This is a genomic window from Rhizobium sp. 2MFCol3.1 (genome assembly GCF_000377565.1).
GTDB lineage: Bacteria > Pseudomonadota > Alphaproteobacteria > Rhizobiales > Rhizobiaceae > Rhizobium.
Genome location: NZ_KB898363.1, coordinates 164,888 through 177,322, shown reverse-complemented (window position 1 = coordinate 177,322; position 12,435 = coordinate 164,888). Strand labels below are relative to the sequence as shown.

Sequence of the window (12,435 nt, the reverse complement as noted above, 5' to 3'; positions counted from 1 at the left end):
AGCAGCTAGGCTGACTGGGCTCTTTGCACACCTTGCAGAAACAGCCGAACAGCCGTCCTAAGACCGAGCTCGATCCGCTCGTTTTCTGCGGTGAGCCCCAGCAGCGCCAGCCTGCTCAACCGCCCGATTACAAGACCCAGGAATAGCTCGGCTGCCAGGTCGAAATCGTCTATTTCGACCTCGCCACGCTCCGATAGTTTCCGCAGCAAACGAGCAATACCACCCTGCCCACGTTGAAACCCCTCACGATCCATCAGAATTCCCAACTCAGGAAATCGTGGGGTTTGCGCGATCACCATTCGATAGATCGCCGTTGTTTCGGGTTTAAGCACCAATTTCAACGCCTGCCTTCCGACCTCAAGCAGAACTTCAGTTGCGTCACCTTGCGTTCCATCGAAATCAAGGTTCTCAAAGAGTTCGCTGATCTGCCTGCGCACCACCGCCGCGAACAGCTGGGCCTTGTCGTCGTAGCGGGTGTAGATCGTTGCCTTGCTGACGCCCGCTCTCTCCGCAACAGAGTCTACCGAAGTGGAATCGAAACCGTTCTCCGCAAACAACGCAGCGGCCGCCTCGATCAACCGTCTTTCTAAAGCCCCCGATTCAACGCGTTTGGGCCGACCGCCTCGCCTTCCGGATTTCAACATTAGTAAACGTGCCTGTCCGATCCATAGCTTGCCTTTGACAACGGTACGCCGGATGTAGAGAACTTCGCCGGAGGGATATAGTCGAAACGCGCCGCAAAAGCCGACCCCTTAGGCCCGCCGCCCGGATTCAATGCGTCCGCTGAGCTGCTTGCCGATCGGTTAGGAGCGACAGTGTTCGGATCAACTGAAGCGCAGCGGTGTCGTTCTTCTCCTGGCGCGCCACGTCATACGCGGCGAGGCAGAGATTTTGGAGCTTTGCGGTGGCCCGCCCCTCATCGATCTCCGTCACGATACAGGTGAACAAGACGTCGCCTACGGACCGTCCTTTCATCACCACCATTTTTGTTTTCCCGTCCGTGCAAATCTCGAAGACTTCATGAATGGTTTCGCAACGCGCGATGCATGTGTAGAGCGCTTGGGAAATTCTGGGACGGTCCCTCGGACTGATACTCGCAAGGAACATCTCCACGCCAACACCGAGATGACAGTCGTCCTCGTCCAAGCCGAAGAGTACAGCTGCCACGTCATCAGCGATAACGATATCCTGGCTCGTAAACCAAGTGATGAGACCACTGCTAAGCTCAATAAAGTCGATGCCATCCATGGCAAGCTTCCTAAAAAAAGAGAAAGCGACTCGCGTTCGCATTAACAATGTAACGACTTTCTTTCCTGTTGCTAGAGTGCAAAAGAACGCCACTTGGGCGGAGCGCAACACTACATCGACCCCGCTCCAAGGAACGGCTATCGGACTGCCTGCAGCTCCCGCAAATAAGCAATCGCGGCAAGGCTGTACTGCCGCTTGACTTCGTCCCAGGCGAAGTGGCGCATGATCGGGTCTTGCCCCCTCACCTTCGTCAAGGCCGCGTTCGTGATGATCGAGAAAACCACCTTAGCCGCCGTTTCCGCCACCTCGCCGTCCAAGCCCGCAAGGTGAGTGGACAATCCCAAACTAAACTGGGAATAGATTGTCGACCGCACGTTCTGTCCCGTCTCGAGCATCTTTGGGCTGGCAACCCGAGGATCGAAAAGAGCCCGATGTAGCTCTTCGTCGCTGGAGAAAACGCCGATTACCGCGTCGGCAAATCCCTCCACATATGATTGCAAATCGCGGTTTGACTGAGTTTTGACTGCTGAACTAACCGCCGTTGCGATACGGCTCGCGACGGCGTCTTTAAGAGCTTGCAGGATGTCGTCTTTGCCTTCGAACCGCCGATAGATGTTGCCGATCGGGATTCCTGCCAGCGACGCAATTCCGCCGATTGAAAACCCGTCTACCCCTTGCGCACGCAGGAGGGTATCGGCGGCTGCGAGAATACGCGCTCGGGTTTCCCGGCTGCGGTTTTGCTGTGGTGCCAGCCTTGAAGGAGGCTTTGGATCGAGCTTCGTCATGAAGCCTAGTACCATGCGCCCGGCCACCATGTCATGTGATTGTCGGCGTGTTAGGGAGCCGACAGCCACAGCGACCGCGACACCATGTAGGTAGTCGCGGCCGCCGGCCCGGACCGGGGCCGCCTGCTCCCGGTCCGCACTCATCCCGGGTTAGGCTGCTTTGCTAGCGCCTTCGACGGGATGGGGAACGCGGAAGCTGATCGCCAAGCGGTTCCAGACATTGATCGCACCGATAGCAACGGTGATCTTCGTCATCTCTTCTTCCGAGAAATGTGCCTTCAAAGCCTGGTAGTCGTTATCAGGCGCGCCAGTCTCGGCGATTTTCGTTACCGCATCGACCCATCCAAGCAGAGCGCGTTCCTTCTCGTCGTAGACCGGCGACTCGCGCCACACGCACATGAGATTGATCCACTGTTCGGACATGCCGTCGTGACGGGCCTCCTTCACATGCATGTCTACTCAATACGCGCAGCCGTTGATCTGCGACGCGCGCAGCTTGATAAGGTGGATGTAGCGGGCCTCAAGACCGCACTTCTGAACGTGCTCGTCCAGGGCGGCGACTGCCTTATACGAGTCAGGCGAAGCCTTGCCGAAGTTGAAACGTGGTTGCATTTTTCTTTTCCTTGGTTGGTTGCGCGGCGGCGCGTCGCGCCGCCGCAGGTTGGCGACGTCGTGAGGCCTCAATCGGCTTGTCGATCCGACGTCGATATCGTGAAGAGCTCGATCGGTTCTTCGAATCCCTTCAGATGGTGGAATCTTGTAGAAACGACGCGTGTGGTGCCAACGCGCTCCCGAAAGGCGTCGGACATAAGCACGGCCTTTCCAAGCGTACCGCATGCCGTCTGTATGCGACTGAGCAGGTTCACGTCCGGGCCGATGACAGTGAAATCGAGGCGTCTTCCGGACCCGATATTTCCGTAACTTACCCTGCCGTAATGCAAGGCGACCGCTGCCCCGACGCTCACACCATCCACTGCGAAACCCGAAAGCTGCTCAAGTACCCGGTCTGTGGCCGCCAGCGCCTGTTCGCATGCCGCTGCCGCGTCGGAACTCGGAAAGAACGCCAGAACGGCGTCACCCATGAATTTGAGGACTTCCCCTCCATAGGTGGTGATAGCGGGTACGACCACGTCGAAGTATGCGTTCAGCAACTCCAGCACCTTCTCGGCGGGCAACTGGTTTGACAGCGCGGTGAAACCACGGAGGTCGCAGAGCAGGAGCGCTGCTTCCATCGTCTCGATCTCACCCTGCCGAATGCGGCCCGCCAGAATACGCTGGGCGGTCATTGGCCCGATGTACACGTCGAGCAAGGATAGCTCGGCCTGACGCATTACCCGCATTTCGCATGTGTTCCGCAGCGCGGGAAGAATCCGCTCTATCAGTTGCACTTCCGAAAGCGAGAAACCCGATGGGCGCTTTGTCGCGAACACCGCCGCGCTGACAGGGCCATCGACATTGCAAAGCGGAGCGATCACCAACTGTACCAGCCCCCGGTTCTCGAAGACGTCGATATGCTGCCAAGGCCAAATCGGGTCGTTGGCATCGACGATCATCGGCTCGCGGGAGTCCATCACCTTGCGAAGCGGGCTTGATGCGTAAGCCATCTTCATTCCGTGCTCCCGGTCGTGAACCTCGACAGGTTCTCCAGGTGCCCAAGCAAGCGTGCGTCCGAGGATTTCGGGATGCAGCGTCATCAGGTGAAGCGTCAGCCGGTCGATCGGCAACCCGATCTGGCGGAGTCTCTTGCCGAGCCCAGCTATCAGCCCGGCCTCGTCTACCGAGTGGCATTCGTCACCCGACAGCCACTCGAGAATGGAAAGCACGGAAGACTGATCAGCGTTTAGGGCGATCGCGCCTTTGTCCTTGCGCGTAGAATGGTTCTGCATGGTGATGGTCATTGCCATTATCCTCAATGAGCGCCTGCGCCGGAGACGTGGCCGGGCTTTTTCAGAAGAAGCGTGGCCAGCAGGGCAACAACAAGCGCCGCGCCGAGCAGGAAGAAGGTGTCACTGAACGCCATGATATTTGCCTGCTTGCGAACACTGCCTGCCATGGCGACCAGCGCCTTATGGGTGGCGGTGGCCTGGTCGCTGACACCGTGCGACATGAAGTAGTTGGTAAGGCGTGCGACACGAAGCCTCGTGGCTTCTTCGAAAACACTGACGGAGTTCGTAAGGATGTTCGAATGGAACTGTTCGCGTTTCGATATGAAGGTCTGCAGCGACGCAATCCCCACGGCACCCCCTAGATTTCGCATCATGTTGAACAAGGCGGACGCGGAGCCTGCGTTTTCCTGCTCGATTCCGGCGGTTGCGATCGCAGAGAGCGGCGTGAATACCATAGCCTGTCCAATTGCCCGGACCACATTGGGCCAGAAGAGCTGGTCACTGCCGTAGTCGCCTGTCATGTGCACGTTCATGAAATTCGATGCGGCAAAAAGCGCGAAACCGAAGACGATGAGCAGGCGCAGGTCAAAACGCTTCATCAACCGTGGAACCAGCGGGATCAGCAGCAGCTGCGGAATTCCCGTCCAGGCAAGAACAAGGCCGATCTGTTCAGAATTGTAGCCCTGGATACGCGACAGATAGATTGGAAGCACAAACGCTGAGCCGTAAAGGGCGATCCCCAACAGGAAGTTCGCGACAATACCAAAGCCGAAGTTCCGGCGAAGCAGCAGGCGTAGGTTCAGCAGCGGATGTGCGGTTCTCAGCTCGATGATCAGGAAAAGTGTAAGCGAAACCGCGGCGATGGCAGAGAGACGCACTATGAAGTCCGAACCGAACCAGTCGTCTTTGTTGCCCTCTTCGAGGACCGTCTGGAGGGCCGCGAGACCGACCGACATCGTGACGATGCCCGGCCAGTCACCCTTTGCAAGCAGGCCGAGGTTCATCGGAGCGCGGTCGAGGGACGCCCAGAGCATTGCGATCATGATCGAGCCAGGGACCAGGTTGACGTAGAAAATGAATTCCCACCCATAATTCTCCGTCAGGTAACCACCGATGGTCGGACCGATCGCAGGGGCGAATGTGGCAGACAGCGCAAACAGCGCCAGTCCGATCGGCTGCTTCGGCTTAGGAAGAAGCGTGATGATAATTGTAAACGCCATCGGGATGAGCACGCCACCCGAGAAGCCTTGGATCGCCCGCAGAACGATCATCTGTTGAAGGTTGACTGCGAAAGCACAAGCCATCGAGAAAAGCAGGAACAGGACCGCGTTCACAAGCAGGTAATTGCGGACGGAGAAAACCCGGGCCAACCATCCGGAAAGCGGGATCACCACGATCTCGGCGATCAGGTAGGAGGTCGAAATCCAACCACCGTCGTCTTTGCCAGCGCCGATAGCGCCCTGGATGTCCGCTAGGGAGGCATTGACGATCTGAATGTTTAGGACCGCCATGAACGCGCCGAGCGTCGAGCCGACAACCGCGCACCACATGCGCAGCGAACTCATTTCCGGCTTCGATGGAGCAAGTGGAGCGGCTGGAGCTTGCCCGGCCTGCTGCGGCTTGTCGTTGTTAACTGCGAGCTGAAGAGTGGCCATGACTAATCTCCTTCCGGTTCGACCGGAATCTCTCACGACGATGGGTTGCTGATAATCGGGAAAGGATGGGTAGGACTGTCCGCCACGAGCGGATAATCGCTACTTCTCCGAGGACTGTTGCGCTGCCTTGGTATCGATTTCCGGCTCGGCGGACATGCCGGACCGGAGACGGCCGGCGATCTCGTCGTTGTCGAGGACGATCTTCACGGGGATGCGCTGGACGATCTTCGTAAAGTTGCCCGTGGCGTTATCCGGAGGAAGAAGCGAAAATTCGAGACCACTCGCTGGCGATATACTGTCGACGTGGCCCTTTATGTCGAGATCGGGAAAGCTGTCGACCTTGACGTCAACCAACTGCCCGGGCTTCACGTACGTGAGCTGGGTCTCTTTAAAATTCGCGACAATGTAAACGGAATGCAGCGGGACGACGGCCATCAACTGCGTGCCTGCCGAGACGAACTGGCCAACCCGGATCGATCGTGCGCCGACGGTTCCATCCACAGCCGCAACGATATTGGTGTAGGACAGGTTTAGTTCCGCCTGGCTCGCGACTGCCGCGGCCCTGTCGCGCTGCGCGACGGCCTGGTTACGTTGCGTCTCCAGAACGGGTACCTTGTTCTTCGCGGCGACGAGTGCCGCTTGGTCCCGCTCGACAGCGGCCGAGGCCTGATCCATCAAGGACTGAGTCTGTTCCGCCTTGGACTGGCTTCCGGCTCCGTTGACGATCAGACGAGCGTTACGCGCGGCTTCCGACTTGGCATAGACCAGTGAGGCGTTGGAAGCGTCGACTGCCGCTTTGGACTGGCCGATCACAGACTTCTGCAATTCGATCTGGGCATCGATGTTTGTGATGGCTGCCTCAGCGGCCTTGACGTCAGCCCGAGCCTGATTGAGCGCCGCCTGGAAATCGCGATCGTCGATACGAGCAACCACCTGACCTGCTTTGACGACGTCATTGTCATTGACGAGGACTTCCTTGATATAGCCCGCCACTTTTGGGGCGGTCGTCGTGTAGTCGGCCTTCACATATGCATCGTCGGTCGACTCGATAAAACGACCGACGGTCCAATAATGGTTGCCGTAGTGCACGCCGTACGCCGCGCCAGCCAGAAGCACCAAAGCGAAGATGCTCTTCTTGACGACCGACTTGCGAGATTTCGCCGGGGCTACGGGAGCGGGCGTCTCAGCGGGGGCAGATGGGACATCCTTGATCTTGCGATCAGCTTCTGCCGATGTCTCAAAGACTTCCTTGCGTGGCAATTCGACCATTGGAGTTCTCCTTCGTTGCGCCAAGAGCGCGGGCTGTTCTGATGAGCCCAAGATGCGCCGCAAACCGACGATTGATAATCCGCTGATCTGTTGAAGCATCATACACTCAGAGCGGATAATCGCTGGAGCTGTGGACAGTGCCGAGGGGGAGCAGCGGCGGTATATTTCGAGTCGTCTCCGTGCAAGACTTGGCCTTGTCTTACGCGCTAGCGTGGGCATTCCCTGCGCGATCCGCAGCGCCCCCCACTTCGCATTGGCTGCACGGACGGGCGACGATCTGAGACACATCCCCTTCCCGCGAGATACTGGAGCCAGCATCCCAGATGGCCTACGAAGTGCTTTACGACTACCGCATCCAATTGTTCGGGCTTGTCGCTTTGCGAATTGCAACCCGTGTGTTTGGCAGGGCTACCCCTCCCATCAAGCTCGCCCTGAACGCGTCATTCTTCTCGGCGTTGACCGCGGTCCTGCTCTACCATCAGATCGTACCCTACGAGGCATCGCCCTCGCCCGGGTCGCGGGTCGCTGGGGCCAGTCAGGCGATCGGCAAGTCCATTTGGTGGATATCCGGGTCGATGCTACTTGTCAGCCTCATCAGGCTCTTCCTGGTTTTCGAGCGCACACCACGAGAAGGACGACTGCTGCAGGACGTTCTGGTCGGGCTGATCTTCGGGGGGACCTTTCTGTCGATCGCATCGAACGTGTTCAATATTCCAGTTGGCACGTTGATCGCGACCTCCGGGGTCTTCGCCATCGTTCTCGGCTTGGCACTTCAAAACACGCTCGCAGATGTGTTCTCGGGGGTGGCTTTGAACCTCGGTAAGCCATACCGCATCGGCGACTGGGTGGTTCTGGACGACGGAACCCAGGGACGCGTCGTCGAAACGAACTGGCGCGCAACTCATCTTCTTAACGGTGCCAACGACCTCGTCGTGGTTCCGAACAGCGCGCTTGCCAAGGCACGAATTGTGAATCAAAGCAGTCCCGACGAAACACATGGGATCACGCTCAAGCTCAGAATGAGGCCAACCCACTCCCCTGCCACCATCGAAGACGTGATGCGCACGGTGTTGTGGAGCAGCAACCACATCTTAAAGCACCCCGAGCCCTCCGTTCGCATAACTGCGCTGGATGCGACCGCCGTAGAGGTCGAGCTTGCATGCCGCGTCGGGGACATCACTCGCACCGTAGATGCCAAGAACGAACTCTTCGATCTTGTCTTTCGCCACGCTCGTGCGTCGAACTTGGCAATGGCGTCGACTGCCGGCTTTCCTGAATACCTCCCAACGCCAATTACGGAAACCCAATCCAGGGGAACGCCGTGGCGGCTGGTCAATTCGATCGCGATTTTCGCGGCGCTTTCGGATGACGAAAAAGAAAAGGTGGCAGAGACTTTGGTGAGGCGTGTGTTCGACAAGGATACCATGGTCGTGGCGGAGGGCGAGATTTGCCACGGTCTGTTCATCGTGCGGAGCGGCGTTGTCGTTGTCGAAAGGCAGCTTGCCGAGAAGGTGGTCGAACTCACCCGCCTTGCTCCGCATGACTGCTTTGGCGAACGAAGCATATTGTCCGGTTTGCCGGAAACGGCGTCGAAGAGGACCCTGACACCAGTGGTCGGTTACGAGATACCCTCGGAGGTTCTTCGCCCAATCCTTACCGAAAAGCCGTGGTTGCGGGATCAGTTGCGGGCCCTCTCCCATCGTCACACCGAGCATGATCACCACGTCATGGCCGAGTTGGTTAAGACTCCGAGGCAGCAGACATACTCCTTCGCAGACCGGATCAGACATTTGTTCGATGCGTCGGAGGATTACTGAACAGCACAGGCTCGTCTTGTGGAGTTCAGAAGACCACGGAACGAGTGAAGCGAGGCTGATGGCTTCAGAGCGAGCTGGTAGATTCGCTGCAAGTCCGCAACGGCGCGGACCTTGTAAAGGCAGCCAAGTTTCATCTGTTCGCGAACGAGTTGCTAGTAAGAGCATCCACCGCCATTCGACGGCGAAAAATGCTGTGTACACCCCATATTCAGTGGCTTTTTACGATCTACCTGCCACTTGGTGCTCGAGCCGCTGCGTGTGTTTGTCTTGTAGGCGTGCTTGAATGCCGTTGAGTTAACGCCCGCTTTCGAAGTCGACGACTGTGCGGATTGGGCTACGGTGATCGTCGTGGGAAGCGTCAGTATTGCGATTGAAAGTGCGATTGTCAGTCTCATTTTGCTGGCCCTGGATTGACGATGCAACAGTCTAGGCGACGTCCCTCTTTGGCTTCTTGAGCTAACAAGACTTGGATTGGAGAAGGCGGACTCGAACAGGCCCGCCAGGACTGTCGCCGAGGCGTCCGACGAGTCCGCGTTCCGCAGGGGTTTTGGTCAGTGTCATTGGGTAATACCCATGCAGCGCGGTCGATGAAAATGACTTCGTCAAACACGTGCCACGACACCCGGGGCGAAACTGGGTCAGCGGTATTGTCGAAAGCAAGCTCATTCGCCTGGCCGTCGGAAGTCCGTTCGTTCGCAAAGCGCAGGCGCGGAAAAATCGTACTAAATACGGCGGATAGCTGCGAAAGCGTCTAGTCTCTTGCATGCCATCATCTGTCAATGATCTCAGGCAAAGCAGAGGAAATGAGGATGGTAAAACGAGGCATTCGGTATCGATGTGTGGCTGAAGGCATCGAGCGCTCTGTGACGAAAGAGGTTACGGAATGGAGCCTCGATCAGGCTTACGATATCGCCAGCCAAATAGCTGCTCGAGCGGTTGTACAACCTTTCGCCCTCCAGTTCGTGACATACGATCGCGAGCCGCTTTCAAAGCGCAACGTGGTTCATCAGTTCTCCGGTTTTTACTTCATAGGCGGGCACCCAGCTTCGCTGCAGGCCATCCTATCGAACGATGACCAGTCGCTTGATCGTCCACTGCTCCAATCGTTGGCGAGGCGCGGCGTTCTCCAGGTTGTCGTTCAAGACAGTCCTAAGGAGGCCATCTATCCGCTGCGTCCGGTTGACGCCATCTTGGACTGGAGGTTGCCGACACGTGATCAGTCACGATCGACGGGCGCTTCACCTCAGCCGTAAGCCGCTACTGGCAAAAGAGTAACGAGGCGTCTACGGTCGGGCAAAATGGGGCCGCCCAGCACGAGGCGACCCCTTTATGTGTCGTCAAAACCCGCCTGCCAAGTCGGCAGGCAGGCGACTGTAATCAGAGCACCGAGACGTTCTCAGCCTTCGACTTTCCAGTCTTGCGGTCTTGCCCGACCTCGAAGCTGACCTTATCGCCCTCACGCAGCGAACCGCCTCGGGACAAGGCGGAGACGTGAACGAACACATCCTGGCCGCCGTTCTCGGGCGTTATGAAGCCGAATCCCTTTTCGTCGTTAAAGAATTTTACAGTACCAGTAGCCATTAAGCCTGCTTCCTCGTGGTGTGGCATGAATGCCAATTTAACCTACAGCCCCTGAGCAAAGTGTTCAACCTTGGGGTCGCGGAAGCAGCTATTCGGCATGGGGATTTGGCCAGATGACCAGAGCAATGCCACATCAGGCAGTTGCAGACCACACTGATCCACCGCAGCCAGTTCGGGGAAGCGAACGTTGCCTGGGCGGCGTCTCGAACATGCACCGCTGTAAGAACCTGTCGAATGGGCGCGATGGCTAGTGAAGAACCTTGGCCTCGGATTGAAAAACTTCATCATGATCGTCTTCATCGTGATCGTCGTCGTCACAAACGGCATCACCGGAGTGGCAGTATCTGTCGGAGAGCGCCGCGACGTAGCTGATGCCCTGTTCAAGAAGTATCTCTGTAGCCCTGAGGTCGGCTTCATGATGCCCGCATCCACGCAGTACGTGGGCCAGATAGGTGGCATTTCCCGCCGACACCCTATCGCCCCGGTCCTCGGCATCTTCGGCAAGGTCGTCCAGCGTCTGCGCCACCAAGGATATCATGTTCGACCGCTCGTGCCGCGTCATCTCATCAAGCGCTCTTGGCGTCATCGTCTTCTCTCCATAGTTGGCGTGGCCGAAACATCGAAAGTGAGCGATAGGCTGTAGGAATAAGGGGCACGACTTACCTGCCCGGTTGAACGTAGTATCTTCGAAGCAAGGCGAAATCAGGCGTTCGCCTGAGTTTCACGTACCGCTCGAATACCATTTCGTCGCTTGAAGCGGTCGGGCTTACGAAAGCGGGCTTGGAGGCTCATGTCGGGAAGCGTAACGAATCACGGTTGAGAAATCCAAGTCTACGCCCAGTCCGCACACCTTTCAAACAATCATGCCGCTTCCATGTAGCTGTCGAGATGTTCTGGTTGACGCCTTGATGCTTATCGGAGCCTGGGCCTTGACGATGGTGAGACAATATTCTTTGGGCTTGCCGCCAAGACCTCTACTGTTTCATGAACGTTGTCCTTAGAACACGATGCCATTGCCAAAAACTGCCGGCAGCATCCGGTCAATCCGGCTTCCTTTTTCCCATCGATCCAGTCCCTAACGGTAAGGCCGCTGTGACGATAGCTTGGCTTGGTCTCGTCTTGCCTGTCGAATTTGCTTCGGGTAATCAGCCGCCAGATCGCGAACAAGGACAAGAGATTGGGAAAACGTCGTCTTCGACCCGACAACCTACCCGGGCCTAAGCTGAAGGACATCCGTCAGCCAATTATCGAGGTCGTATGCGTCAGATGCGATCGCCGGGACAGCTTGGATCGTAAGGCACTCGTCGATCAACTGGGCGCTGGAGCGAGCTTTGCTCGACTGCGCCGTCGTCTCGCTATGGGGTGCGATCGCATGACGGGCCCGCAAGGCGATCGGTGCGAGACGCGGTTCCCCTGCCTCGACCCCTAAAGGCAGCTCGGAACCTTCAGCTTTAACACCCGTTGGCTCTTCACGAAACTCAGGAGGAGCACATCATGACCAACATCAGCAATGGGGACGCGCCGAACCTCGCCAGCGGCCTCGCCAAGAGTACATTGACAGCGTTCTTCGACAGCCGAAGCGAGGCCGAGACGGCAATTGACAAATTGAAGTCGGCCGGGGTCTCCGATGTCCGACTGATGCCGGGCTACGAAGCCGACGGCGAAGGACCTGCAGCCGCGGCAGAAGGGTCCGGGTTTTGGTCACGCCTCGGAGACTGGTTCTTCCCGGACGAAGACCGAGACGTCTACGCTGAAGGTCTCCGTCGGGGCGGATTTCTCGTTTCTGTGTCCGTAGGCCAGAGCAGTTACAACACGGCGCACGACATTCTAGCTGACGAAGGTTCAATTGATATGGACGAGCGCGCTGATCTCTGGCGAGAGGAAGGCTGGACGGCCGGTGGCGGCCAGCAGGCCATCGGGTCTGAGGACGACGTCTTCCAGGCCGATACGGCGTCAGGCAGCGCCACGGGCGTCGGCCGCTACAAAAGGAGCACTCAGGTGACCTCACCACGGGTGCGAGGCTACGATCTGGCCGAGAACCTTCCCGACGATATCGTTGACGACGTCGTCCCGACAGGGCATCAGCGCGACGTGTCCGAAGGGGATCGCCCAGTGGACGGACGGGCGTCGCAGGAGCAGTCGATCGAAGACCTGCGACAAAGCCAGATGCTGCCTGGGAGCCGCTGAGCGGTCG

12 protein-coding genes are annotated in these 12,435 nt (G+C 57.8%); 3 read left to right on the top strand and 9 right to left on the bottom strand.

The window, feature by feature from the left end:
* Window positions 1–5 precede the first annotated feature (5 nt).
* The 7 genes from D460_RS0120670 to D460_RS0120640 all read right to left on the bottom strand — a co-directional run bounded on the left by D460_RS0120670 (window position 6) and on the right by D460_RS0120640 (window position 6,843).
* On the bottom strand, window positions 6–578 hold the full coding sequence (locus tag D460_RS0120670; protein ID WP_018900492.1) for a TetR/AcrR family transcriptional regulator: 573 nt from the start codon (window positions 576–578) through the stop codon (window positions 6–8).
* A 193-nt stretch (window positions 579–771) separates the two neighbouring features.
* Window positions 772–1,248: a hypothetical protein gene (locus tag D460_RS0120665; protein ID WP_018900491.1), complete on the bottom strand. Its 477-nt coding sequence runs from the start codon at window positions 1,246–1,248 to the stop codon at window positions 772–774.
* Window positions 1,249–1,385: 137 nt separating this feature from the next.
* A complete protein-coding gene (locus D460_RS34600; protein ID WP_196809348.1) occupies window positions 1,386–2,033 on the bottom strand; it encodes a TetR/AcrR family transcriptional regulator in 648 nt (215 codons plus the stop codon).
* Between the two features lie 150 nt (window positions 2,034–2,183).
* Window positions 2,184–2,645: a carboxymuconolactone decarboxylase family protein gene (locus tag D460_RS33390; RefSeq protein ID WP_081619929.1), complete on the bottom strand. Its 462-nt coding sequence runs from the start codon at window positions 2,643–2,645 to the stop codon at window positions 2,184–2,186.
* Window positions 2,646–2,713: 68 nt separating this feature from the next.
* Window positions 2,714–3,919 carry an adenylate/guanylate cyclase domain-containing protein gene (locus tag D460_RS0120650; RefSeq protein WP_026283351.1) on the bottom strand — a complete coding sequence of 402 codons (1,206 nt, stop codon included), beginning with the start codon at window positions 3,917–3,919 and terminating at the stop codon, window positions 2,714–2,716.
* Window positions 3,920–3,942: 23 nt separating this feature from the next.
* Window positions 3,943–5,574 (bottom strand): MDR family MFS transporter, encoded by a 1,632-nt coding sequence (locus D460_RS0120645; protein ID WP_018900486.1) that lies wholly within the window; start codon window positions 5,572–5,574, stop codon window positions 3,943–3,945.
* 99 nt (window positions 5,575–5,673) lie between these two features.
* Window positions 5,674–6,843 carry an HlyD family secretion protein gene (locus D460_RS0120640; RefSeq protein WP_018900485.1) on the bottom strand — a complete coding sequence of 390 codons (1,170 nt, stop codon included), beginning with the start codon at window positions 6,841–6,843 and terminating at the stop codon, window positions 5,674–5,676.
* Window positions 6,844–7,166: 323 nt separating this feature from the next.
* Between D460_RS0120640 and D460_RS0120635 the strand changes: the two genes are divergently transcribed.
* Together D460_RS0120635 and D460_RS0120630 are read left to right on the top strand one after the other, a co-directional pair.
* The gene (locus D460_RS0120635) at window positions 7,167–8,660 is read left to right on the top strand and encodes a mechanosensitive ion channel family protein (RefSeq protein WP_018900484.1); all 1,494 of its coding nucleotides are present in this window, start codon (window positions 7,167–7,169) and stop codon (window positions 8,658–8,660) included.
* Between the two features lie 809 nt (window positions 8,661–9,469).
* Complete coding sequence (locus D460_RS0120630; protein ID WP_018900483.1) at window positions 9,470–9,913, top strand: hypothetical protein; 444 nt, start codon at window positions 9,470–9,472, stop codon at window positions 9,911–9,913.
* A gap of 124 nt (window positions 9,914–10,037) precedes the next feature.
* On the opposite strand, the gene D460_RS0120625 is transcribed toward D460_RS0120630, so the two are convergent.
* Both D460_RS0120625 and D460_RS33385 read right to left on the bottom strand, forming a co-directional pair.
* Window positions 10,038–10,241 (bottom strand): cold-shock protein, encoded by a 204-nt coding sequence (locus D460_RS0120625; protein WP_018900482.1) that lies wholly within the window; start codon window positions 10,239–10,241, stop codon window positions 10,038–10,040.
* 247 nt (window positions 10,242–10,488) lie between these two features.
* Window positions 10,489–10,827, bottom strand: coding sequence for a hypothetical protein (locus D460_RS33385; protein WP_018900481.1), 339 nt, complete (start codon window positions 10,825–10,827; stop codon window positions 10,489–10,491).
* A gap of 908 nt (window positions 10,828–11,735) precedes the next feature.
* Between D460_RS33385 and D460_RS0120615 the strand changes: the two genes are divergently transcribed.
* Window positions 11,736–12,428 carry a hypothetical protein gene (locus D460_RS0120615; protein WP_018900479.1) on the top strand — a complete coding sequence of 231 codons (693 nt, stop codon included), beginning with the start codon at window positions 11,736–11,738 and terminating at the stop codon, window positions 12,426–12,428.
* Window positions 12,429–12,435: the final 7 nt, after the last annotated feature.